This is a genomic window from Methylobacterium sp. OAE515, assembly GCF_041806315.1.
Taxonomy (GTDB): Bacteria; Pseudomonadota; Alphaproteobacteria; order Rhizobiales; family Beijerinckiaceae; genus Methylobacterium; species Methylobacterium tardum.
Map to the genome: position 1 here is coordinate 2,874,704 of NZ_JBGMUV010000001.1, position 22,672 is coordinate 2,897,375.

Here is a 22,672-nt window from a genome sequence, read left to right on the forward strand (position 1 = left end):
TTTCGTGCGGGGTCACGGCGCAACGGCGCCGTCCTTGCGAGCGGCGCGAAGCAATCCACGGCAGCGCGAACTCCGCAAGCGTAGCGCCTCTGGGTTGCTTCGCTCCGCGCGCGAAGGCGCTCGAGCCCATCATCCGACGCGCTCCATTCGAGGATCCCCATGACCGCACCTGACGCCGACGCCCTCGGCTGGCTGGACACGCAGGAGGACGCCATGCTGGCCCTCCTCGAAGCGCTGGTGAACATCGATTCCGGCTCCTACGACAAGCCGGGCGTCGATGCGGTCGGCGCCCGCATCGCAGAGTTCCTGGCCGGCCACGGCATCCCGGTCACGACGGTCCCGGTGGAGGGCTACGGCGACGCGCTGAAGGCCCATGTCGCCGGGTCCGGCGGCGGCAACCGACCGGTCGTGCTGATGGGCCATCGCGACACGGTCTTCCCGAAGGGCGAGGTGGCCCATCGGCCGTTCCGGATCGCGGACGGCCGCGCCTACGGGCCGGGCGTCGCCGACATGAAGGCGGGCCTCGTGATGAACGCCTTCGTGCTCGCGGCCTTCCACCACGCCGGCGCGCCGGTGCCGCTCGTCGGCCTGTTCACCAGCGACGAGGAGATCGGCTCGCCGGCCTGCCGGCCGATCATCGAGGAGACCGCGCGCGGCGCCCGGGCGGTGCTGAATTCCGAGCCCGGCCGCCCCACCGGGAACGTCGTCACGGGCCGCAAGGGCGGCGTGTTCATGGTCCTCGAGGTGCGCGGCAAGGCTGCCCATTCCGGCGGCAACTACGCCGACGGGCGCAGCGCCATCCTGGAACTCGCGCACAAGACCGTGGCCTTCCACGCGATCACCGATCTGGAGCGCGGCACGACGGTCAATGTCGGGCTGATCGCGGGCGGGCAGTCGGTGAACACCGTGGCCCCGCGGGCGACCTGCGAGATCGACCTGCGCTACGTGACCCCGCCGGATCGGGCAGCGGCCATGGACCGGATCGCCGCGATCGTGGCGGACTCGACCGTGCCCGACACCACTGCGCATCTGACCATCAAGGGCGAGTTCCTGCCGCTGGTGCAGGACGAGGCCTCGCGGGCATTGTTCGAGACCTACGCGCGGGTCAGCGCGCAGCAGGGCACGCCGGTCGCGGGCGAGTTCGCCGGCGGCTGCGCCGATTCCGGCTTCACCGCCAGCGTCGGCTGTCCGACCCTCTGCGCCGTGGGGCCGGTCGGCGGGAAGGCGCACTCGCCGGAGGAGTATCTGGAGGTCGCGACGCTCGTCCCCCGGGCGCGCGCGATGGCCGAGACCATCGCGGCACTGGCGCAGGCCTAATCCCGCAGCGCCGCCACGAGGCGGAGCAGGAAGCCGTCGAGGGCGGCCTTGTCGATCCAGCGCAGGACCGCGACGAGGTCGCGGTCCGGATCGCACCAGATGACGTTGTTGCCGGCCCCGAGGGCACTGAAGGCTGAGGCGGGCAGTTTTGGCTTGGCGGATGCGCCGCGGTTCAGCCACCAGAGATAGCCGTAGCTGTCGAGGGTCGGCGAGGGGGTCAGCATGGCGCCAATCCAGCCCTCCGAGAGGATCCGGCGCCCGTTCCAGTCGCCGCCCCGGGCGATGAGCAGCCCGAAGCGGGCATGGTCGTCGGCGCCGATGAACAGGCCGCCGCCCCAATGGCCGCCGCCCGGCACGGACTGGCTTCGGGCGCCGTCGATCTCGACCCAGGCATTGTCGTAGCCATGCCAAGCCCAGTCCCGCGAGGCGCCGATCGGCTCCATGATCCGCGTGCGGAGCACCTCCGGCAAAGCGCGGCCGAAGCGGCGCATCAGACAGTAGGACAGCAGGTTCACCCGCACGTCGTTGTACTCGTAATGCGTGCCCGGCGCGCGCAGGGGTCGCTTCTCGCCCTTGCGGCTGTTGTCGGCGCCCGGGCCGATCTGGCGATGGTGGTCGACCTGGTCGGACTTGCCGAACAGGGTGCCCTCCCACTCGCTCGATTGCTGCAGCAGATGGCGCCACGTGATCGCGCCGTTCTGCGGTCCGTCGAGGAGCGGATCCGGCACGCTGTCGCGGACGGGCGCGTCCACGTCTGGGATCAGCCCGTCATCGTGTGCGAGCCCGGCCAGGACGGCCAGATAGCTCTTGGCGATCGAGAAGGTCATGTCCGGCCGGCGCGTGTCGCCCCAGGCGGCGACGCGCTGGCCGCCCTTGAGGATCACGCCGGCGGGCCCACCCCGGGCCCGCACCGGACCGGCGATGTCGCTCCACGGCCCGCGCTCGTTCCACTCCACGATCCCGACATAGCGGCCGTCGGGATAGTACAGGCTGCGCGGCCACTGGCTCTCGTTGGCCTCGGCGTAGGCGACCGCCTCCGCGAGCCGCCCGGTGTCGAAACCGGCCGCGCTGGGATCCGCTTCCTCCCAGGCTTCCATCGGCCAATACGGCTGCAGCGCCTCGGTCACACGCACTCTCCTCTCGATCACGGGCGTTAATCCCTTGGACTTCCGAATGCAGGGTCTGCGCCGCGGGCATGGGGAGGGGCGTGTCTCTTGCAGCCGCGCAGCATCACCACGTCCGCACCCCGTCCGGAATGCCGCGACCGCTTCGGCCCGGACATTCCTGCGGCGCGGGCCCGCGTCGGGAGTTCGAGACCATGCTGCGACGTTCCTTTCTCCGCGGTGCCGCCGCGGCCGGAACCCTCCCGTTCCTGCCGGCGCGCCCGGCGCTCGCCCAGAATGCACGGGCCAGCGTCCTGCGCTACGTTCCGCAATCCGATCTCACGATCGTCGATCCGGTCACGACCACCGCCTACATCACCCGCCACCACGCGCTGATGGTGTTCGACCAGCTCTACGGCCTCGACGCGCAGCTGAAGCCGCAGCCGCAGATGGTCGAGGGCCACACGGTCGAGGCGGACGGCACGCTCTGGACCTTCCGTCTTCGCGACGGCCTGAAATTCCACGACGGCGAGCCGGTCCGGGGCCGCGACTGCATCGCGTCGATCCGGCGCTGGGCGCAGCGCGACAGCCTCGGCCAGGCGCTGATGGCCCGCACCGACGCCATGAGCGCGCCGGACGACCGCAGCTTCGTCATCCGCCTGAAGCGGCCCTACGGGCTGATGCTGGAGACGCTGGCCAAGCTCGGGCCGCCCGTTCTGGTGATCATGCCCGAGCGGCTGGCCGCCACGGACCCGGCGCAGCAGATCCCCGAGGTGATCGGATCCGGCCCGTTCCGGTTCAACACCAAGGAGCGGCTGGTCGGCGCCCGGGTCGTCTACGATCGCAATCCGGATTACCGGCCGCGCGAGAGCGGCACGGTCTCCTGGGCCGCCGGGCCGAAGCGGGTGCATTTCGAGCGGGTCGAGTGGCAGGTCATGCCCGATCCCGGCACCGCCGCGGCCGCGCTACAGAACGGCGAGGTCGATTGGTGGGAGAACCCGATCAACGATCTGCTGCCGACGCTCCAGGGCAACCCGCAGATCGTGACGCAGCTCGCCGGGCGCCTCGGCAATCTCGGCACCGCCGTGATGAACCACCTCCATCCGCCCTTCGACAAGCCGGCAATCCGGCGGGTCATCCTCGAAGCCCTGACGCAGGAGGATTTCATGGCCGCCGCGGCGGGCGACGACGAGAAGCTCCGTCGTACCGGCGTCGGGATCTTCACGCCCGGAACGTCTATGGCCAGCGATGCCGGCCTCGACATCCTGACGCGCAAGCGCGACCTCGCGCGCGCGAAGACGGACCTGATCGCCGCCGGCTACAAGGGCGAGCGCGTCGTGCTGATGTCGGCCAGCGACAACCCCGTGCTCGGCGCCCCTGGGCGAGGTGATGCACGACCTGCTCCAGCGCCTCGGGATGAACGTGCAGTACGTCGTCTCCGACTGGGGCACGCTGGTGACACGCCGGGCCAGCAAGGCGCCGCCGGACCAGGGCGGGTGGAACATCTTCAGCACCACCTGGGTCGGCCTCGACATGACCAACCCGGTCGGCGAGCAGGTGCTGCGCTGCGGCGGCCAGAAGGGCTTCTTCGGCTGGCCGGACATCCCCGAGATCGAGACGCTGCGGGAAGCCTGGATCGAGGCGCCGGACGAGGCCGGGCGGCAGAGGATCGCCCGCGACCTGCAGACCGCCGCCATGGTCCAGGTGCCGTACCTGCCGCTCGGCCAGTACTTCTACCGGACCGCGTACCGGCGCGAGATCCGCGACATCGTCCAGGACCAGTTCGTGTTCTGGAACGCGCGCCGTGAGGCCTGAGCCCGGCCCGGGCAGCCCGAGCCGGGATCGCGGCGATCAGGCCGCGTTGCGGTAGCGCTCCGCCGGACGGGTCTGGCCGAGATTCGGGATCATCGCGGCCCGCGCCGCGTCGAAGCTGCGCCACTGGCCGTCATCGGGCAGCGGCGGGATGGTCACGGTCTCGCGGCGGTCGAACCCGACCAGGGCGGCGTCGACCAGATCGCCCGTCTCCATGACGGCCGGAAGGGCGTTCACGTCGATGCCGGTGCGGCCCCAGATCTCGGTCCGGGTCGCGGCTGGCAGAACCGCCTGGACGTAGACGCCCTTCGGCCCGAGCTCGAGGTGGAGCGCCTGGCTGAGATACTGCACGTAGGCCTTGGTCGCGCCGTAGACCGCCATGCCGAATTCGGGGACGAAGCCGACCACCGAGCCGATGTTGATGATGGCTCCGGTCCCGGCGGCGGCGAAGCGCGGCGCGACCGCGCCGGCGAGCCGGGTGAGGGCCGTGACGTTGAGCCCGATGAGGGCGGCGGTCTGATCCGGGCTCTGCTCGGAGAAGGGCCCGGAGAGCGCCGCGCCCGCATTGTTCACCAGCACGCCGATCCGGGCGTCCTCGCGCAGGCGCGCCTCGACGCGGACGAGGCCCTCCGTCCGGGTCAGATCCGCCTGAACGACGTCGACGGTCACGCCGGCCTCGCGGCGCAGACGCTCGGCGAGGCCGTTCAGCCGTTCGCCGTCGCGGGCGACGAGGACGAGGTCGTGGCCGCGATGGGCGAAGCGGTCGGCGTAGACGGCGCCGATCCCCGACGAGGCGCCCGTAACGAGAACGGCTGGCTTGCTGGACATGGTCGATCTCCGATGGCTCTACATGATGGTCATCATGTATGACAAACATGACGCCCATCATGATTGCAAGCAAGCGGGCTGGGTCTCTTACGGGTGAGGTTCCACACATGGGGATCGGACGTCGAGCGGGATGCCGTCCGGATCCTGTTCTCGCCATGTCATTCCGGGGTGCCGCAGGCGAGCCCGGAATCCAGAACCGCTGTCCGCGCAGGATCTTGGCGCGTCAGCGGATCTGGATTCCGGGCTCCGCTACGCGGCCCCGGAATGCCGGTGCGCGGCGGACGGCGCCTCGTGGGCCGTCAGGCCTTATCGGTGAAGCGGACGGCGCAGCCCGCATGAGCGCCGACGAGCCGCGTCCCGCCTTCGCGCCCGAGCACCATGCAGGCGGTCGACAGGCCGTCCGCCAGGAGCCCCGACGGCGCCGTCACGGTGACGGACGAGAAGTAGCGCGGTGAGTGGCCGGTGGCCGGATCGAAGATGTGGTGGTCCGCCCGGTCGTCCGAGAAGCTCATGTTGTAGTCGCCGGAGGTCGCGGCGAAGCCCGCGAACGGCGCGATCACGGCGGCGAGTGCGACGGGATCGCGGGGATCGGCGAGGCCCAGGCGCCACGGCGTGCCGTCGGGATGCGCCCCCGAGGCGCCGAACTCGCCGGTATCCACGAACGCGTCGTCGATGCCGCGCGCCAGGAGCGCCGCCATCACCCTGTCGGCGGCGTAGCCCTGAATCAGGGCGTTCAGGGTCAGGGCCGTGCCCGGCTCCAGGATGATCCGGTCCGGTTCGAGGCCGACGCGATGCCACCCGACTTGGTGGAGGGCGGCCGCGACCGCCCGGTCGTCCGGCCTCGCGCCCCGGGCGGCCGCACCCGCCCAGACCGGCCAGAGGGATTGCACCGCTGGATCGAACGCGCCGCCGGTTTCGGCCGCGAGGGCAAGGGCGAAGCGCAGCAGTGCGACGAGGTGCGGATCGGGCGCCGTCAGGACGCCGTCGCGGTTGAGCCGCGCGAGGGCGCTGTCGGGGCGGAACAGGCTGGCGGCTTGCTCAACGGCACGCAGGGCCGCGAAGCCATCCGTCAACGCGGCTTCGACCATAGTGGCGTCCGGACCGGCCGCGGTGAGCGCCACGGTGGTGCCGAAGGCGAGACCCGCGCGCGTCCGGAGCGTTAGTCCCCGGATGGCCGCGGCGGCCCGGAAGGCCGCGAGCCCCGCGGCCCCGGCGACGCCCGCGGCTCCGACAAGGATGTGCCGGCGCGCCGGATCACGCGGAAAGTGCGGACTCATGCGACCGGAACCGGCTGCGGGGCCGCCCGGCGCGTCCGCTTGCATGCGATCACCTGCGGCACGCACTGCGCGGGATCCTGGATGATCGTGACGCAGTCCATGCACTGGAAGCACTCGGGATAATCGATGCGGCCGGACGGGGCGATGGCGCCGTAGCGGTAGCGGACCTTGCAGAGCTGGCAGGGCGATCCGCACTCGGCCCGGCGCGGGATCCAGTCGAGCACCCGCACGCGCCCGAGCAGGGCGAGGGTGGCGCCGAGCGGGCACAGGTAGCGGCAGAAGCTGGCCGGATGCGCAGCGGCCGCGACAGCAGGGCAACGAATTCCTGCAGGGCGCCGAAGGGGCAGAGCCAGCCGCAGAAGGTGCCGCGACCCCAGACCAAAAGCGCGGCGAACGTGAAGGCCCAGAGCAGCGAGGGCGGATCGTAGAGCAGGACGGCGAGCAGTGGGTCGGCGTCACGGCCGGCTGGGGCGGCGCGGTGCCACTCTGGGGCGGCGAGGTCGCCCAGTCCACCGCCGGCATCAACCAGGGCGGCAGCTTCTGGGTGTTCAAGCTGCCGAAGACGGTGGCGTCGCGCTGAAGGCGCTCAACAGGAAGCGTGCCGGCCTACACGGGCCGGCACGCCCAGGCTCCGGGGCAGGGCGGTCGTCTCAACACCCGCTTGCGCCCTGGGGCCGCATCGATCACCTTCGGACCTCCCGCCCGCGTGTTCGGCGGATCCCGTGAGGATCTCGAGCGAAGGACCGAGGTCTCCGTGCATCTCCTGATCGTCGACGACCACCCGCTGTTCCGCGACGCCCTGGCGGCCACGATCCGCCTCGCGCATCCCGACGCGGTGCTGCACGAGGCCGACGGGATCGAGGCGGCCTGCGCGGTGCTGTCGGCCAACCGCGGCATCGACCTGACGCTCCTCGACCTGTCGATGCGGGGCGTCACCGGCTTCGACGGGCTGATCACCATCCGGGCGAGTTTTCCGCGCATCCCGATCCTGATCGTCTCCGGCCACGAGGATCCGCGCATCGTCCGCGAGGCCCTGCAGCACGGCGCGGCCGGCTTCGTCCCGAAGGCCATGGACAAGGCGACGCTCACCCGGGCGATCACCGAGGTGATGAGCGGCGCCCTGTTCCTGCCACCGGGGCTGGCCGAGGCGAGCGCGCCCGCGCCGCGGAGCAAGAAGGCACCGCTGCCGGAGCGCCTCGCCCGGCTCACCCCGCAGCAGCTGCGGGTTCTGATGATGATCCGGCAGGGCAAGCTCAACAAGCAGATCGCTCACGAGCTCCAGGTCGGCGATTCGACCGTGAAGGCCCACGTCTCCGAGATCCTGCGCAAGCTCGAGGTGATCAGCCGGACGCAGGTCGTGATCGATACGGCGTCCCTGGATTTCGACCAGATCCACAACACGCATCCGGCGTGACGCCGCGGCCGACGCGCGGTCCCGGTGCGGATAGGGCGTCCGCCGTGCCTGAGCGAGCCAAGACCCACGAGCGCGGATCGGCGGCTTACGGATAAGGCGTTCATACCGTTCGCGAAGGTGCGCGGCCGTCGCACCGTCATTCCGGGGCCGCGTAGCGGAGCCCGGAGTCCAGAGCCGCCGATGTGGCTAACCTTGGCGGAACCTGCGGCTCTGGATTCCGGGCTCGCCTGCGGCGCCCCGGAATGACGGTGCGGTGCCAGACGCTCTCCGCTTTCCATTGATGCTACGCCTTGAGAGATGAGGCGAACCCATTCGTCTCCCGCAACCCTGTCGCCTCAAGTTGTCCCTCTGTCCAAATTGATATGATGCTATCTATCAGCATGCGAGCCGATGAATCCTGCCTCTCGCCGGATCCTCGCGGCGATGGATTTGGCCAATGCCCGGCATCGACGATCCGAAGACGCGCGAACAGCTCCAGCAGGCCTGTACCCACGCCCTCCTGACGACCGGACGCCACTGGCGCCGCGCGGCCAACACCGTTGCGGAAGCGCACGGCCTGTCCGATGCGAGCGCGCACCCGCTGATCATCATCGGCCGGATGGGCGAGGAGCCGCGCCAGAACGTCCTGGCGGAAGCCGTCGGCATCGAGGGCCCCTCCCTGGTCCGCCTCATCGACCAGCTCGCCGCCGCCGGGCTGGTGGTGCGTCGCGAGGATCCGTCGGACCGGCGCGCCAAAGTGCTGGGCCTGACCCAGCGCGGCCGGCAGGTCTTTGAGCGGATCGAGGCCGAACTCTCGACCCTGCGCGCGCGTGTCTTCGCCGAGGTCGATGGCGCCGATCTCGAAGCGAGCCTCCGGGTGTTCGCGGCGCTTCAGCGCTACGGCCGCGCGGCCGCCGAGCCCGAATGGGAGCCGGCCTCGTGACCCTTCCCGGATGGCGTGACTGGGCCTTCGCGCTGAAGACCTACGCGGCGGCGATGCTCGCCCTGTTCCTGGCGCTCTGGATCGACCTGCCGCGGCCGTACTGGGCGCTCGGCACCGTCTACATCACCAGCCAGGTTCTCTCCGGCGCGACCCGCTCCAAGGCCGTCTACCGCCTCTGCGGCACCGGACTCGGCGCGGCGGTGAGCGTCGTGCTGGTGCCGAACCTCGTCAACGAGCCGATTCTGCTGAGCCTCGCGGTGGCGCTCTGGGTCGCACTGTGCCTCTACGTCTCGCTCCTCGACCGCACGCCCGCGAGCTACCTGCCGATGCTCGCCGGCTACACGGCCGCGCTGATCGGCTTCCCGGCGGTGGACGATCCCGGCGCGATCTTCGACACCGCGGTGGCGCGCGCCGAGGAGATCTCGCTGGGGATCCTGTGCGCCAGCCTCGTCGCCACGCTGGTGCTGCCGCAATCGGCGGCCCCGGTGATCGTCGAGCGGCTGAACCTGTGGCTCGCCGAGGCCCGGACCTGGACGCAGGGCGCTCTCGCGGCGGCCCGGGCGCCGGATGCCGGCAGCACCGGCCAGAGCAAGGGTGTGCGCCTGCGGCTGGCTTCGGACGCGATCGGGCTCGACGCCCTCGGCCTCGCGCTCCGCAACGAAGCCACGGGTGCGGAGCGTGCCGCGCAAGCCTTCGCACCGCTCCGGCAGCACATGCTGATGGTCTTGCCGATCGTGGCCGCGGTCGCCGACCGCGTGGCGACGCTGGAGCGGGCCGGGGCGCTCCCGTCCCGGGTCCGCGCCTTGCTGTCGGACCTCGCCGTCTGGCTGGCCGGCGAGGACGACGATCCGGAGACGGCCGCGCGGCTGCGTCGCCGGGTCGATGAGTTCGAGCCCGCACTCGGGCAGAACCCGGATTGGGCCACGCTGCTGCTGGCGAGCCTCTCGGTGCGTCTGCGCGATATCATCGACCTGCGCCAGGACCTGCGCGTGCTCCGCGGACATCTCGCCGCCGGCACGGCACCGGCGGCGCCGCTCGCCTTCGCCTACACGGCCCGCGTGCGCGGGATCCGCCATCGCGATCACGGATTGGCGGCGTTCTCGGCCTTCGGGGTATTCGTCGGCCTGCTGGTCTGCTGCGCCATCTGGATCGCGACCGGCTGGCCCGACGGATCCGCGGCGCCGATGATGGGGGCCGTCGCCTGCTGCCTCTTCGCCACCCAGGACGACCCCACCCCGCAGATCCTCGGCTTCACCAACTCGGCACTCGTCGGCGCCCTGGCGGCGGGCTTCTACCTGTTCGCGGTCCTGCCGCTGGTGACCACGTTCGAGATGCTCGCGCTCGCGCTCGCGCCGGCGCTGATCCTGTGCGGGCTGGCGATGACGCAGCCCCGGTTCACCCCGATGGGAATGGGCGCGGCCCTCAACGGTGCGACCATGCTGGCGCTGCAGAACGGCTACAGCGGCGAGTTCGCGCCCTTCGCCAATTCGGTGGTCGCCTCGGTGGTCGGCATGTGGGTGGGCGCCGTGGTGACCCGGCTGATCCGCTCGATCGGCGCCGGTCGGAGCGCCCGGCGGCTCGTGCGCATCAACCGGCGCAGCCTCGCCGCGGCGGCGGACGGGCGCGGCACCGGGCACGGGCTCGAGCTCGCGGCCCTGATGCTCGACCGCATCGGCCTCATCGCCCCCCGCCTCGCGGTGCTGCCCGCCGAGACCGCGGCCGCGATGGGCGATCTCCTGGCCGACGTGCGGGTGGGCATCAACCTCGTGGAGCTCCGGCGGGTGCGCCGGCGGCTTTCGGGCGTCGCGCGCGTGTCGATCGATCACGCCCTGGCTCTGGCGGCGCGCCAGCTGCGCAGGCAGGCCAGGGAGCCGGACATCGATCTCCTGGCCGCCCTGGACGACAGCCTCGATGCCGTCGCGGGCGCGGCTCTCTCGCCGGAGCGCAGGGCCGCCCTGATCGGCCTGACAGGCCTGCGCCGCGGGCTCTTCCCGGACGCGCCGGCCTATCGGGAGGCGGCGCCGCAGCCGGGCGATCGGGAGATGGCGGCATGATGGGCGAGATCGACCTCTACGGCGTGTTCGTGCCGGGCCTCGCCCTCTGGATGGCCCTGGCCTTCGCGCTCAGCCTGCCGCTGCGCCGCCTCCTCGCGGCGACCGGCTTCTACCGCCTCGTCTGGCACCGGCCGCTCTTCGACCTCGCCCTCTACGTCGTCCTGCTCGGCGGCGTCGTGACCCTCGCCCATCGGACCCTGCAATGACCGCCCTGTTCTCCGTCCTCGGCCGCCTCGTGGTCACCCTCGGCATGGTCGCCGCGGCGCTGATCGTCGGCCTCGGCCTGTGGGACTACTACATGGACGCCCCCTGGACCCGGGACGGGCGCGTGCGCGCCGACGTGGTGGCGGTGGCCCCGGACGTGTCCGGCCTCGTCACGGAGGTGCTGGTGGAGGACAACCAGGTCGTGCGGAAGGGCGACGTCCTGTTCCGGATCGATCCGGACCGGTTCCGCCTCGGGCTGCGGCAGGCGGAGGCGATGGTCCAGGGCCGGAAGGCCACCGCCGAGCAGAATGCGGCCGACTACGCCCGCTACAGCAAGCTCAGCGACGCGGCGGTGTCGCAGCAGAAGGTCGAAGCGGCCAAGGCGGCCGACCTCTCGGCCCAAGCCGCGTACGAGCAGGCGGTGGCGGATCGCGACCTCGCCAAGCTCAACCTGGAGCGCTCGGCGGTGCGGGCCTCGGTCAACGGCCGGATCACCAACATGGAGCTGCGGCCGGGCGCCTACGTCACCACCGGCCGTGGTGTCATGGCGCTGATCGACCGCGACACCGTCCGGATCGAGGGCTATTTCGAGGAGACCAAGCTGCCGCGCATCCGCGTCGGCGCGCCGGTCAGCGTCCAGCTGATGGGTGAGGACGGCGTGCTCATGGGCCGTGTGGCGAGCATCGCCGGCGGCATCGGCGAGACCGGCCGCAGCGACGCGACCAACCTTCTGGCCAACGTTAACCCGACCTTCTCGTGGGTGCGCCTCGCCCAGCGCATTCCGGTGCGGATCACCCTCGACGGCGGCACCGCGGATCCGCGGCTGGTGAGCGGTCGAACCGCGACGGTCTCGATCGCCCCGGCCGCGGGCGGGGAGCCCCTGCGCTGGCCCTGGACGGCCTGGCGCGAGGCGCTCGCCCGCTGAACCATCCCCGCACCCCCGGGTTGGCCTGAAACGACGTCATTCCGACGGTTCAGGAGCCCTCATGTCGAAGACCATCCTCGCCCTCGCCACGTCCCTGGTGCTCGCCACGTCCGGCGCGGCGCTGGCCCAGGCACCGCAGACCGGCGGCGCCAACCAGGGCAACGTCAACAAGTCCGGCGCGGTGGGCGGGACCGGGACGATGGAGAGCACCGGCTCCACCGGCACCGGCATGGCGCCCGGCACCAGCGGCGGCCCGCGTGTCAGCACCCCCGGCGCGCCCGCCGGCAGCAGCTCGGGCAATGGGACCACGGGCAGCGGTGCGGCGCCAAGCGGCCGGTAGGCTGCAGGCACCGCACCCGCTCTCCTCCCCCTTGTGGGGAGGAGTTGGAGGTGGGGGTGGGGCAGGATCGAGCGGTGCGGTGCGGTCTGCACCACCCCCACCCCTGACCCCTCCCCACAAGGGGGAGGGAAAAGCGCCCTTCTCTCAAGGCATCAGTGCCAGGCCAAGGTGTGTGAACCCGGTTGCCCGCAGTGAGAGCACCCGTCAGGTCCCCGGCGGGTCATCGTGAACGCGGCCCCTACGCCCCCAGCCCGCCCACGCACAGGTACTTGGTGTTCAGGTAATCCTCGATGCCCTGATACGAGCCCTCGCGGCCGAGGCCGGATTCCTTCACGCCGCCGAAGGGCGCCACCTCGGTGGTGATGATGCCCTCGTTGATGCCGACCATGCCGTATTCCAGCGCCTCCGCGACCCGGAACGTGCGGCCGAGGTCGCGGGTGTAGAAGTAGCAGGCGAGCCCGTACTCCGTGTCGTTGGCCATGCGGATCGCCTCCGCCTCGTCGCGGAAGCGGAACAGCGGCGCCAGCGGCCCGAAGGTCTCCTCCCGGGCCACCGCCATGGCGGGCGTGGCGCCGGTGATCACCGTCGGCTCGAAGAACTGGCCACCCAGCGCGTGGCGGTGACCGCCCGCCACCACCCGGCCGCCCTTCTCGACGGCGTCGCGGATATGGGCCTCGGTCTTCTCCACGGCCGCCATGTCGATCAGCGGCCCCTGGGCGACGCCGTCCTCGACGCCGTTGCCGACCTTCAGGCGGTTGGCCGCCTCGGCCATCTTCTCCGCGAAGGCGTCGTAGATCCCGTCCTGCACCAGGAAGCGGTTGGTGCAGATGCAGGTCTGGCCGGAGTTGCGGTACTTGGCGAGCATCGCGCCGGCGACCGCCTTGTCGAGGTCCGCGTCGTCGAACACGATGAACGGCGCGTTGCCGCCCAGCTCCATCGACACCTTCTTCACCGTGTGGGCGGCCTGCTCCAGCAGCACCTTGCCGACCTCGGTGGAGCCCGTGAACGTGATCTTCTTGACGAGCGGGTTGCCGGTCATCTCGGCGCCGATGGCGCGGGCCGAGCCGGTGAGGATCGAGACCGTGCCGGCTGGGAAGCCGGCGCGCTCGCACAGCACGCCCCAGGCGAGGCCCGAGAGCGGGGTCTGCGAGGCGGGCTTGATCACGATCGGGCAGCCGGCGGCCAGAGCCGGAGCGATCTTGCGGGCGATCATCGAGGACGGGAAGTTCCACGGCGTGATCGCCGCCACCACGCCGACCGGCTCCTTGGTGACGAGGATCTTGCGGTCGCCCCAGGGGGAGGGGACCACGTCGCCGTAGACGCGGCGCGCTTCTTCCGCGAACCACAGCACGTAGGCGGCCGACATGGCGACCTCGCCACGGGATTCGGTCAGCGACTTGCCCTGCTCGGCGGTGAGGATCTGCGCCAGATCTTCCTGATGCTCGGTCACGAGCGCCGCGAGCTTGCGCAGCAGCACGGCGCGCTCGTTGGCGGTCTTGGCGCGCCACGCCGGGTAGGCCGCGTGCGCCGCCTGGATGGCCTGCCGGGTCTCGTCGGCGCCGGCATTCGGCACCTTGGCGATCAGCGCCCCGGTCGCCGGGTTGGTGACGTCGATGCTGCCGGAACCGGCCTTCGACCATGCGCCGCCGATCAGGCAGGCATCGACCAGCAGGGCGCGGTCCTTCAGGGAGAGGGTCTCGAACTCAGGCATCCAACGGTTCCTTCGGCGGCCGCGGCATGTCGGGCTGAGACATGCCGGACCGCGGCTTGAGAGGCACGCTCTGGGCCGTATTCCTCGCCTGCGCCTCGGCTTTTGTCTCGAAGACATGGGGAGCCAGGTCGCGGCTCGCCAACGAGGCGCCGAGTTTCAATCGCAAGAACGCGCTCGTGGTATACCGGGACGCGGTCTCGTAATAGCGGTTTTCGAGATAGGCGATCGCCGAGAAGTAGGCGTCGCTCACCGTCGGATCGATCTCGAAGCCGTCGTAGTTGGCGATCAGGTGGACCTTGCGGCCGATCTCCTGGCAGGCGCGCTCGTATTCGCGGCGCACAAGCTCGACGTCGTCGATGGTCCGGACCTGGAAACCTTCGAGGTTCGAGAACAGGATGTTGCGCTCGGGGTCGTAGCTGATCCGCTCCGACAGCGAGAGGCCCAGCAGCCAGGGCTCCAGAGCCATCACGGACTCGCGGAACAGGCGCGGATCCATCGGCTGCGGATCCTGCACGATCGGGGTGAAGCCCATCTGCCCGAGGATGTCGCGCGCGATGTCGATGCCCGGCGCGACCTCGACCAACTCCATGCCGGCCCGCGTCCGCCGGAACACGCAACGCTCGGTCACGTAGAGCACCGGCTGGCCGCGCTCGGCCGCGTAGGCCCCCGAGAAGGTCACCTGCTCCACAGCGGCGACGAATTTCCGCGAGCGGCCCTCGCTGAGGATCCGGATGCCGCCGTCCTCCACCGCCACCTTGAGGCCGTCGGCCGTGAAGGTGCCGGCGAAGACGAGGCTCTTGGCGTTCTGCGAGATGTTGATGAAGCCGCCCGCGCCCGCGAGCCGCGTGCCGAACCGGCTGACGTTGACGTTGCCCTCGGCGTCGCACTGGGCGAGGCCCAGGCAGGCGAGATCGAGGCCGCCGCCGTCGTAGAAGTCGAACTGCTGGTTCTGGTGCAGCACAGCGGCCGGGTTGAGGGCGGCGCCGAAATCCAGACCGCCCTGCGGCAGGCCGCCGATCACGCCCGGCTCGGCGGTGAGCGTCAGGTATTTCAGCACCCGCTCCTCGGCGGCGACCGCCGCGACGCCCTCGGGCATGCCGATGCCGAGATTGACCACGCCGCCCGGCGGCAGCTCGAAGGCGCAGCGCCGGGCGATGACCTTGCGGGTGTCGAGCGCCATCGGGGCGATCCGGTCGAGCGGCACCCGCTGGCGGCCCGTGAAGGCGTGGTTGTAGGGCGTGCCGTAGGTCTGGCGGTGGTTCTCGGGACTGCTCAGGACCACGCAATCGACCAGCACGCCGGGGACCTGCACCTCGCGCGGGTTGAGGGAGCCGGCCTCGGCCAGCCGCTCCACCTGGGCGATGACGAAGCCGCCGGAATTCTTCGCCGCCATGGCGGCGGCGAGGTTGTCGAGGGTGAGCGCCTCGCGCTCCATGGTGATGTTACCGGCCGGGTCGGCCGTGGTGCCGCGGATCAGCGCGACATTGACCGGGAAGGCCTTGTAGTGGAGCCAGGATTCGCCGCCGAGCTCGACCACGCTGACGAGGTCTTCCTTCGTGACGGCGTTGAGCTTGCCGCCCTCCAGCCGCGGGTCGACGAAGGTGCGCAGGCCCACCTTGGTGATGTGGCCGGGGGTGTGGGCGGCGATCTCGCGGTAGAGGTGCGAGACCACGCCGAGCGGTAGGTTGTAGGCCTCGATCTCGCCCGCCACCGCCATGGCGCCGAGCTTCGGCACGAGCGCCCAGTGGCCGCCGACGACGCGGCGGACGAGGCCTGGAATCGCGAGCTTGTTCAGACCGCGCTCCTTGCCGTCGCCGGGGGCGGCGGCGAACATCAGGCCGATCCCGTGCGGGCCGTTGCCGGATTCGAAGCGGCGGGCAAGCGCCAAGATCAGCTCGTCGGGCGTGCCGATCCCGACGAAGCCCGACACCGCCACCATGTCGCCGTCCTGCAGGATGGCGGCGGCCTCGTCGGCGCTGACGATCTTGTTCTTCAGGCTGCCCATGCGGCACTCCCCCGAGACTGCACGCTACCCCCGCTGGGCCAGCCAGTCGACGATGCCGGAGCCCAGCAGCTTCTGTGCCTTGCCGCCGACGAACACGCCCACATGGCCGCCGGGCAGCCCCATCTCGGTGTAATCGCTGGTGCCAATCTTATCCTTCAGCGCCTGCGAGGTGGCCGGCGGGATGATGTGGTCGTCCTGGGCGAAGACGTTCAGCACCGGGCAGGTGATGGCTTTCAGTTCCACTCTTCGGCCGCCGAGCTCGAAGGCGCTCTGGACCAGCTTGTTGTCCTGATAGAGATCCTTCAGCCACTGCTTGGCGGCCTCGCCGGGATGGTCCGGCCGGTCGGCGATCCACTTCTCCATGCGGAGGAAGTTCAAAAACTTCTTCTTGTCGTCGAGGGCGTCGAGCAGGTCGAGGTTGTACTTCGTCATGGTCCGCATCGGCGTCATCATCGAGAACACCGAGCCCATGAAGGCGCCGGGCAGGGAGCCCTGCGCGTCGATCAGCCGGTCGACATCCTCGGGCGTGAGCGAGCGCGTCCAGACGTTGATGAAGCCGTGGCCGGCCCGGCTCTCCCGGGTGTCGGCGTGGAAGTCGATCGGCGTGATGGTCAGCACCATCGCGTTGACGGTCTCGGGGTAGAGCGCCGCGTAGCAGGTGGTGAAGACGCCGCCCTCGCAGATGCCGAGCAGGCTGACCGTCTCCCGCCCGGCCGCCTCCTGGATGAAGGCGACGCACTCGGCGAGGTAGCCGTCCACGTAATCGTCGATGGTGACGTAGCGGTCGGCCCGGCCCGGATTGCCCCAGTCGACCACGTAGAGGTCGAGGCCGAGCTTCAGGAGGTTGCGGACGAGCGAACGGTCCTCCTGCAGGTCGGCCATCGTGTAGCGGCCGATCAGGCCGTAGACGATCAGCACCGGCGGGAGGCCCTTGCTCTCGGCGAGCGGCCGGTAGCGATAGAGGCTGACCTTGTCCTGGCTCCAGACCAGATCCTTCGGCGTGGTGGCGATCTCGACATCCGCATCGCTGACATCGGCGAACAGCTTGGCCCCCTCGCTGATCCGGCGGCCGAGGGTGCCGACCTCGGCCAGCAACGCGGCGGGGGTGAGATTCAGCGGCGCGGCCGGCCCCTTCGGGCTTCCCTGATCAGCCATGGGCTTCCTCCCCGACCTGTGAACCACCCGCCTTCGCAACCTTGCCGGCCTGCCGGCGCTCCCGGCGCAACGCCCGGACCTCCCGGCGCAGCTCGGTCAGGCTCTTGTGGACGTCGTCGAGCTCGGCCCGGGTCGGCTGGCCGTAGAACTCGGACAGGAAGGCCGCGACGTCCTGCTGGGCGAGGCGCAGATCGGTCGAGGCCCGGAGCACGGCCCGCTGGGAGGCCAGGAATTTGTCCGAGCGCTGGACCTCCAGCAGGACTGCGTTGGCGGTCTCGATCCACCGGCTCATCATCTCGCGGGCGGAGGCGAAGCTCTCGCCGTTTTCGGCACGGGCATTGGCCTCATGGGCGAAGGTCCCGGCGGCGCGGGTCCAGGCGTCGAGCATCACGGCCTGGTGCTCGCTCTGCGCCCGCCGGAGCGTCGCCCAGGCGGTGAACAGGGCCGCGTAACGCCGCTCGGTCTGCCACAGGTCGGCGAGTTGCGGGCCCTCGGCCATGCGGGTGAGGGCGGCGTCGAACTCGGCCGAGCCGCCGAGCCAGGCCTGCGGATCGAAGATTTTGGCGAGCACCGCCCCGGCAGTAGGGTCCGGCGCGCCGGGGCCGACCTGGAGGGATTTCGCGAGGGTCTGCGAGAGGGCGGTGGCGGCCGTCCAGGCCTCGGTCAGCTTGGCCTGGGCGGCGGCGAGATCCGCGAGGTCGCCCCCCGGGAATGTCGGCCAGCCGAAGCCGGGCGCGGCCTGCCCGGCGCCCTGGGTGAAAAAGCCCGCGCCGGCCCGGGTCCAGAACTCGCTCATCGCCCGGAACGCGTCGAACTGGTCCATGCTGGCGTTTCTCCTCACATCGCCGAGGCTGAAAACGTCGCCTCCGTCCTTGCGAGCGGAGCGAAGCAATCCAGCAGCGCTACGTTCGACAACCTCGCGCGACCCTGGGTCACTTCGCTGCGCTCGTGATGACGGAGCCGGCGACCCGTGTTCACGCCGCCGGCCGCGCCTCCCCGAGGGCCTCGGCGTAGATCTTGAAGGCGTCGTCGTAGGTGACCTCGCGCGGGTTGTTCACGAGGAGCCGCGTCTGCTTCATCGCGTCGGTGGCCATGCGCTCCAGGTCCTGCCGGGCGACCCCGACCTCGGCGAGCGAGGCCGGCACCTTGCAGTCGCGGCAGATCGCGTCGAGGCTGTCCACGAAGCGCTTGGCGGCCTCAGGCTGAGGCAGATCCGCGGCGGCCGGGTCGAGGATCGGCGCCAGCTCCGCGTACAGCGCCTCGGCGTGCGAGAGGTTGAAGCGCATCACCCCCATCAGCACCAGGGCATTCGAGAGCCCGTGCGGCACGTGGAAGATCGCGCCCACCGGGTAGGCGAGGGCGTGCACCGCCGCCACCGGCGCGTTGGCGAAGGCCATGCCGGCCAGCATCGAGCCGAGCAGCATACCCGAGCGCGCCTCGAGGTTCTTCCCGTCCGTGCAGGCGGTGCGGATGTTGGCCGAGAGCAGCGCCAGCGCCTGCTTGGCGAGCTGGTCGGAGATCGGGTTCTTCTTGTTCTTGCTAGTGAAGGCCTCGATGGCGTGGACCATGGCGTCGATGCCGGTGGCCGCCGTCACGTGGGACGGCAGGCCGAGCGTCAGCTCCGGGTCGAGCACCGCCCAGTCGGGCAGGAGCTTCGGGGCGACGACACCCTTCTTCTCGGTCGTCGGCGTCGTGACGATCGAGATCGGCGTCACCTCCGAGCCGGTGCCGGCGGTGGTCGGCACGAGGATCAGCGGCAGGCGGTCGCCCTTGGCGAGGCCGACGCCGTAGATCGCGTCGAGCGGCTCGTCGGACTTGGCGAGATAGGCCACCAGCTTGGCGGTATCGAGCGCCGAGCCGCCGCCGATCGACAGGACGAGGTCGGTCCCGAGCTCGCGGGCGCGCTTGGCCGCCGCCTCGATCACCGTCGAGGGCGGGTCGGCGACCACGTCCTCGTAGACGTCGAGGGTGACGCCGGCTTCCGCGAGCGCCGCCTCGGCGGCCTTGGTGAGGCCGGCGCTACGCACGCCCTTGTCGGTGACCAGCAGGACGCGCTTGGCCCCGAAGCTGCCGACGATCTCCGGCAGCTTCTTCGCGGCGCCGGCCTCGAACAGCACGTTCGGCGTGGTCTGGAAGGTGAACGGGTTCATCGCACTGCCCTGTCTTGATCCTGACCCAACTGCGACGCCGAACTCACTCGGCGGGCTCGAAATCCTTCACCTTGGCGCGCAGCTCGTCGACCAGCACGCGGGTGTTCTCGGAATAGTCGATCGGCACCGCCACGAGATGCACCCCGCCGGCCGCGAAGGCGCGGTCGAGGGTCGGCACGAGGTCGTTTACCGACTCGACCCGGTGGCCGGTGGCCCCGTACGACTTGGCGTAAAGGACGAAGTCCGGGTTGTTGAAGGTCATGCCGTAATCGGCGAACTTGTCGACCGCCTGCTTCCAGCGGATCATCCCGTAGGCCGAGTCGTCGAGCACCAGCACCACGAGGTTGAGCTTGAGCCGGACCGCGGTCTCCATCTCCTGGCTGTTCATCATGAAGCCGCCGTCGCCGCACACCGCCATGACGCGCCGCTTCGGGTAGAGCATCGCCGCCATCATGGCCGAGGGCAGGCCCGCGCCCATCGTGGCCAGCGCGTTGTCGAGGAGCAGCGTGTTGGCGACGTAGGTGCGGTAGTTCCGGGCGAACCAGATCTTGTACATCCCGTTGTCGAGGCAGACGATTCCGTCCTCCGGGATCACCCGGCGCACGTCGCGCACGAGGCGCTGCGGCGTCACCGGGAAGCGGTCCTCGCCGGCCCGGTCGCCGATATGGCTGAGGATGTGCTCGCGCAGGTGCAGCAGCGCGCCCGCGTTGGGCAGCTTGCCGTCGAGCTTGTCGGCCAGCAGCTTCAGCGTCGGGCCGAGATCGCCGACCACCTCGGCGTCGGGGTAGTAGACCTGCTCCACGTTGGCCGGCATGTAGCTGATGTGCAGGACCTTCTGGTCGGCCTGGCCCATGAAGAAGGGCGGCTTCTCGATCGTGTCGTGACCGATGGCGATGATCAGGTCGGCCTTGTCGATCGCCTCGTGGACATAGTCGCGCTCCGAGAGCGCCGCGGTGCCCATGTAGAGGTCGGTCCCGCCCGCGACGGTGCCCTTACCCATCTGGGTGGTGAAGAACGGGATGCCGGTGCGCTGCACGAAGCCGCCGAGCTCGCCGGTGGCGCGGGGGCGGCTCGCGGCGGCGCCCAGCATGATCAGCGGCCGCTTGGCCTTCAGGATCATCTCCGCGGCGCGCGCGATCGCGGTCGGGTGCGCGACCGGGATGTCGATCGGATGCGAGGGCACCAGATCCGCCTCGGCCTCCTCGGAGGCGATGTCCTCGGGCAGCTCCAGCAGCACCGGGCCGGGCCGCTCCTCGGTGGCGACCCGGAAGGCGTCGCGCACGATGGTGGGGATCGAGGAGGCCGAGACGATCTGCCGGGCCATCTTGGTGATCGGCTTCATCGACGAGATCACGTCGACGATCTGGAACTTCGCCTGGCGCGAGGACAGGATGCCCTTCTGGCCGGTGATGATGATCATCGGCATGGCGCCGAGATGCGCGTAGGCGGCGCCGGTGGAGAAGTTCAGGGCGCCCGGGCCCAGCGTCGAGAGGCAGACGCCGGGGCGGCCGGTGAGGCGGCCGTGGGTGGCCGCCATGAAGCTCGCCGCCTGCTCGTGACGGGTCAGGACCAGCTCGATCTTGGAGTTGCGCAGGGATTCGACGACATCGAGATTCTCCTCGCCGGGGATGCCGAAGATGCGATCGACGCCCTCGTTCTCGAGAGCGGCGACGAGGAGATCTGAACCCTTGGGCATGCGACGTCTCGCTGATGCAACGGCGGCCGATCGGGCGTCCGGCCCGGTTCCGGCCCGCTGGTCGCGAGACCGTGAACGGCGCGGGACGACAGACGCCCTCGAATAGTCGAACGGTTAGAGGGCTCACCCGGAGAGTGGTCAAGGCCCGGTCACGGCTGAACAGTCACAGAGCCGGGCAGATGCTATCTGTGCAAGACTGTCGGCATCTCGGAACGGCGCGGCACGGTCAAGGTTGTCCCGCCTGAAGGGATCGGAAAGTCATGGATCGGGCGGCGAGCAACGGGACTGAACTGCCGCACGGTCAGGCCCAGTCCGACGACGGGGCCGATGATCCGGTGCTGGCACCGATCGCGGATTTCCCGCGCATCGACCTGCGGGTCGGCGTCGAGTCCTGGGACAAGCGCCGGCACGCCGGCAAGCGGCTGCGCGGCGAGGTTCCCCACGCGGCGCAGGCCGCGCTCGCGTCCGATCCGGACCGTCCCGATCCGATCGCGCTGATCGAGGCGGCGCACCGGGGGCGGCAGCCGCACCTGATCCCGCTGCGGGTCGCCCGGATGGCGACGTCGCCGTTCGCGTTCCTGCGCGGGGCCGCCCACGTGATGGCCTGGGACCTCTCGCGCGGGCCGCGCAGCGGCATCGACGTGGTGATGAACGGCGATGCGCACCCCGACAATTTCGGCCTGTTCGGCACGCCGCAGCGCGACATCGTCCTCGACCTCAACGACTTCGACGAGGTCACGATCGGCCCGTGGGAATGGGACCTGAAGCGTCTCGCCGCCGGCATCGCGGTCGCCACTGCCGATGCCGGCGTTCCGGGAAGCGAGCGCCGCGCCGCCGTGAAGGAGGTGGTCGCCGGCTATCAGCACACGATGCGGCGCCTCGCGCCCCAGGGCTCCCTCGACGTCTGGTACCAGACCACGCGGGCCGACACCCCGCAACTCACCGGGATCCGGATGGATGCCGAGGCCCGGGGGGTGGTCCGGCGGGCGGTGGACAAGGCGCGGCGGCGCAACAACCGCAACCTGCTCGGCCAGCTGGCCGAGCGGCGCACCGACGGCAGCTGGCGCCTGCAGGTGGACCCGCCGATCCTGACAGCCGTGGACGATGCGACGCGGGACGGGATCGTGACGGGGCTGGAGCGCTATGCCGAGACCCTGCCGCGCGAGCGGCGCTTCATGCTCGACCGCTATCACGTCGTCGACGTCGCCCACCGCGTCGTCGGTGTCGGCAGCGTCGGCACCCGGGCCTACGTCGCGCTCCTGTTCGGCAATTCCGACGCGGACGCGCTCTTCCTCCAGGTCAAGGAAGCGGTCCGCCCGGCCCATGCTCCTTACCTGCCGGGCATGCCGGCGCCCTATGCCGGTCACGAGGGCGAGCGCGTGATCTACGGCCAGCGCCTGCTCCAGGCCGTGGGCGACCCGCTGCTCGGCTGGACCAGCATCGCGGGCCGGCCCTACTACGTGCGCCAGATGAAGAACCTGAAGGGGGCGATCCCGCTGGCCCGCATGTCCGGCGTCTCGCTCCTGACCTTCGCGTACGCCTACGGGGTGCTCCTCGCCCGGGCCCATGCCCGGACCGGCGACGCGGCGGCGATCACCGGCTATTGCGGCAGCGGCAAGCACCACGACCTCGGCGGCGCGATCGCCGACTGGGCGGCCGCCTACACGGAGCGGAACGCGGCGGATTACGCCCTGTTTCGCGACGCCATCGCGAGCGGGCGCCTGGAGGCGGCCGAGGACCCGTGCCTATGAGGCTGCGC

The 22,672-nt window shown here is 70.7% G+C and carries 17 protein-coding genes and 2 pseudogenes; 9 read left to right on the forward strand and 10 right to left on the reverse strand.

Features of this window, described 5'->3' with window-relative positions; all coding sequences use genetic code 11:
* Positions 1 to 159: 159 nt before the first annotated feature.
* Positions 160 to 1,317 carry a M20 family metallopeptidase gene (locus tag ABIE45_RS14165; protein ID WP_192711467.1) on the forward strand — a complete coding sequence of 386 codons (1,158 nt, stop codon included), beginning with the start codon at positions 160 to 162 and terminating at the stop codon, positions 1,315 to 1,317.
* Here the strand turns inward: ABIE45_RS14165 and ABIE45_RS14170 are convergent.
* Positions 1,314 to 2,444, reverse strand: coding sequence for a serine hydrolase (locus ABIE45_RS14170; protein WP_192711468.1), 1,131 nt, complete (start codon positions 2,442 to 2,444; stop codon positions 1,314 to 1,316). The genes ABIE45_RS14165 and ABIE45_RS14170 overlap by 4 nt on opposite strands.
* Positions 2,445 to 2,635: 191 nt before the next feature.
* Between ABIE45_RS14170 and ABIE45_RS14175 the strand changes: the two are divergent.
* Positions 2,636 to 4,235 (forward strand): annotated as a pseudogene (locus ABIE45_RS14175) (ABC transporter substrate-binding protein).
* Between the two features lie 36 nt (positions 4,236 to 4,271).
* Here ABIE45_RS14175 and ABIE45_RS14180 read toward each other — a convergent pair.
* The 3 genes and pseudogenes from ABIE45_RS14180 to ABIE45_RS14190 all read right to left on the reverse strand — a co-directional run.
* Complete coding sequence (locus ABIE45_RS14180) at positions 4,272 to 5,060, reverse strand: SDR family oxidoreductase (RefSeq protein ID WP_192711470.1); 789 nt, start codon at positions 5,058 to 5,060, stop codon at positions 4,272 to 4,274.
* Between the two features lie 299 nt (positions 5,061 to 5,359).
* The gene (locus ABIE45_RS14185) at positions 5,360 to 6,337 is read right to left on the reverse strand and encodes an FAD:protein FMN transferase (RefSeq protein ID WP_192711471.1); all 978 of its coding nucleotides are present in this window, start codon (positions 6,335 to 6,337) and stop codon (positions 5,360 to 5,362) included.
* A pseudogene (locus ABIE45_RS14190) lies at positions 6,334 to 6,815 on the reverse strand (4Fe-4S binding protein); the annotation flags it as partial. The gene ABIE45_RS14185 and the pseudogene ABIE45_RS14190, both read right to left, overlap by 4 nt.
* 276 nt (positions 6,816 to 7,091) lie before the next feature.
* Here ABIE45_RS14190 and ABIE45_RS14195 point away from each other — a divergent pair.
* The 6 genes from ABIE45_RS14195 (at position 7,092) to ABIE45_RS14220 (ending at position 12,196) form a co-directional block, all read left to right on the forward strand.
* Positions 7,092 to 7,751 carry a response regulator transcription factor gene (locus ABIE45_RS14195; protein ID WP_192711472.1) on the forward strand — a complete coding sequence of 220 codons (660 nt, stop codon included), beginning with the start codon at positions 7,092 to 7,094 and terminating at the stop codon, positions 7,749 to 7,751.
* Between the two features lie 436 nt (positions 7,752 to 8,187).
* On the forward strand, positions 8,188 to 8,673 hold the full coding sequence (locus ABIE45_RS14200) for a MarR family transcriptional regulator (RefSeq protein ID WP_192711473.1): 486 nt from the start codon (positions 8,188 to 8,190) through the stop codon (positions 8,671 to 8,673).
* A complete protein-coding gene (locus tag ABIE45_RS14205) occupies positions 8,670 to 10,727 on the forward strand; it encodes an FUSC family protein (RefSeq protein WP_192711474.1) in 2,058 nt (685 codons plus the stop codon). The genes ABIE45_RS14200 and ABIE45_RS14205 overlap by 4 nt, the downstream gene beginning before the upstream one ends.
* Positions 10,724 to 10,933: a DUF1656 domain-containing protein gene (locus tag ABIE45_RS14210; protein ID WP_010683917.1), complete on the forward strand. Its 210-nt coding sequence runs from the start codon at positions 10,724 to 10,726 to the stop codon at positions 10,931 to 10,933. The genes ABIE45_RS14205 and ABIE45_RS14210 overlap by 4 nt, the downstream gene beginning before the upstream one ends.
* Positions 10,930 to 11,856, forward strand: coding sequence for an HlyD family secretion protein (locus ABIE45_RS14215; RefSeq protein ID WP_192711475.1), 927 nt, complete (start codon positions 10,930 to 10,932; stop codon positions 11,854 to 11,856). The genes ABIE45_RS14210 and ABIE45_RS14215 overlap by 4 nt, the downstream gene beginning before the upstream one ends.
* A gap of 61 nt (positions 11,857 to 11,917) precedes the next feature.
* Positions 11,918 to 12,196 carry a hypothetical protein gene (locus ABIE45_RS14220; RefSeq protein WP_192711476.1) on the forward strand — a complete coding sequence of 93 codons (279 nt, stop codon included), beginning with the start codon at positions 11,918 to 11,920 and terminating at the stop codon, positions 12,194 to 12,196.
* A 238-nt stretch (positions 12,197 to 12,434) separates the two neighbouring features.
* On the opposite strand, the gene ABIE45_RS14225 is transcribed toward ABIE45_RS14220, so the two are convergent.
* From ABIE45_RS14225 to ABIE45_RS14250, 6 genes are all read right to left on the reverse strand, one after another.
* Positions 12,435 to 13,907 carry an NAD-dependent succinate-semialdehyde dehydrogenase gene (locus tag ABIE45_RS14225; RefSeq protein ID WP_192711477.1) on the reverse strand — a complete coding sequence of 491 codons (1,473 nt, stop codon included), beginning with the start codon at positions 13,905 to 13,907 and terminating at the stop codon, positions 12,435 to 12,437.
* Complete coding sequence (locus ABIE45_RS14230) at positions 13,900 to 15,912, reverse strand: acyl CoA:acetate/3-ketoacid CoA transferase (RefSeq protein ID WP_192711478.1); 2,013 nt, start codon at positions 15,910 to 15,912, stop codon at positions 13,900 to 13,902. The genes ABIE45_RS14225 and ABIE45_RS14230 overlap by 8 nt, the downstream gene beginning before the upstream one ends.
* 24 nt (positions 15,913 to 15,936) lie before the next feature.
* Positions 15,937 to 17,067 (reverse strand): class III poly(R)-hydroxyalkanoic acid synthase subunit PhaC, encoded by a 1,131-nt coding sequence (phaC, locus tag ABIE45_RS14235; protein WP_192711479.1) that lies wholly within the window; start codon positions 17,065 to 17,067, stop codon positions 15,937 to 15,939.
* On the reverse strand, positions 17,060 to 17,890 hold the full coding sequence (locus ABIE45_RS14240; RefSeq protein WP_192711480.1) for a poly(R)-hydroxyalkanoic acid synthase subunit PhaE: 831 nt from the start codon (positions 17,888 to 17,890) through the stop codon (positions 17,060 to 17,062). Before ABIE45_RS14240 ends, phaC begins: the two co-directional genes overlap by 8 nt.
* 151 nt (positions 17,891 to 18,041) lie before the next feature.
* The gene (locus ABIE45_RS14245; protein ID WP_192711481.1) at positions 18,042 to 19,217 is read right to left on the reverse strand and encodes an iron-containing alcohol dehydrogenase; all 1,176 of its coding nucleotides are present in this window, start codon (positions 19,215 to 19,217) and stop codon (positions 18,042 to 18,044) included.
* Positions 19,218 to 19,260: 43 nt separating this feature from the next.
* Complete coding sequence (locus ABIE45_RS14250; protein ID WP_192711482.1) at positions 19,261 to 20,913, reverse strand: acetolactate synthase large subunit; 1,653 nt, start codon at positions 20,911 to 20,913, stop codon at positions 19,261 to 19,263.
* 260 nt (positions 20,914 to 21,173) lie between these two features.
* Between ABIE45_RS14250 and ABIE45_RS14255 the strand changes: the two genes are divergently transcribed.
* The gene (locus tag ABIE45_RS14255) at positions 21,174 to 22,664 is read left to right on the forward strand and encodes a DUF2252 domain-containing protein (RefSeq protein WP_192711483.1); all 1,491 of its coding nucleotides are present in this window, start codon (positions 21,174 to 21,176) and stop codon (positions 22,662 to 22,664) included.
* Positions 22,665 to 22,672 lie beyond the last annotated feature (8 nt).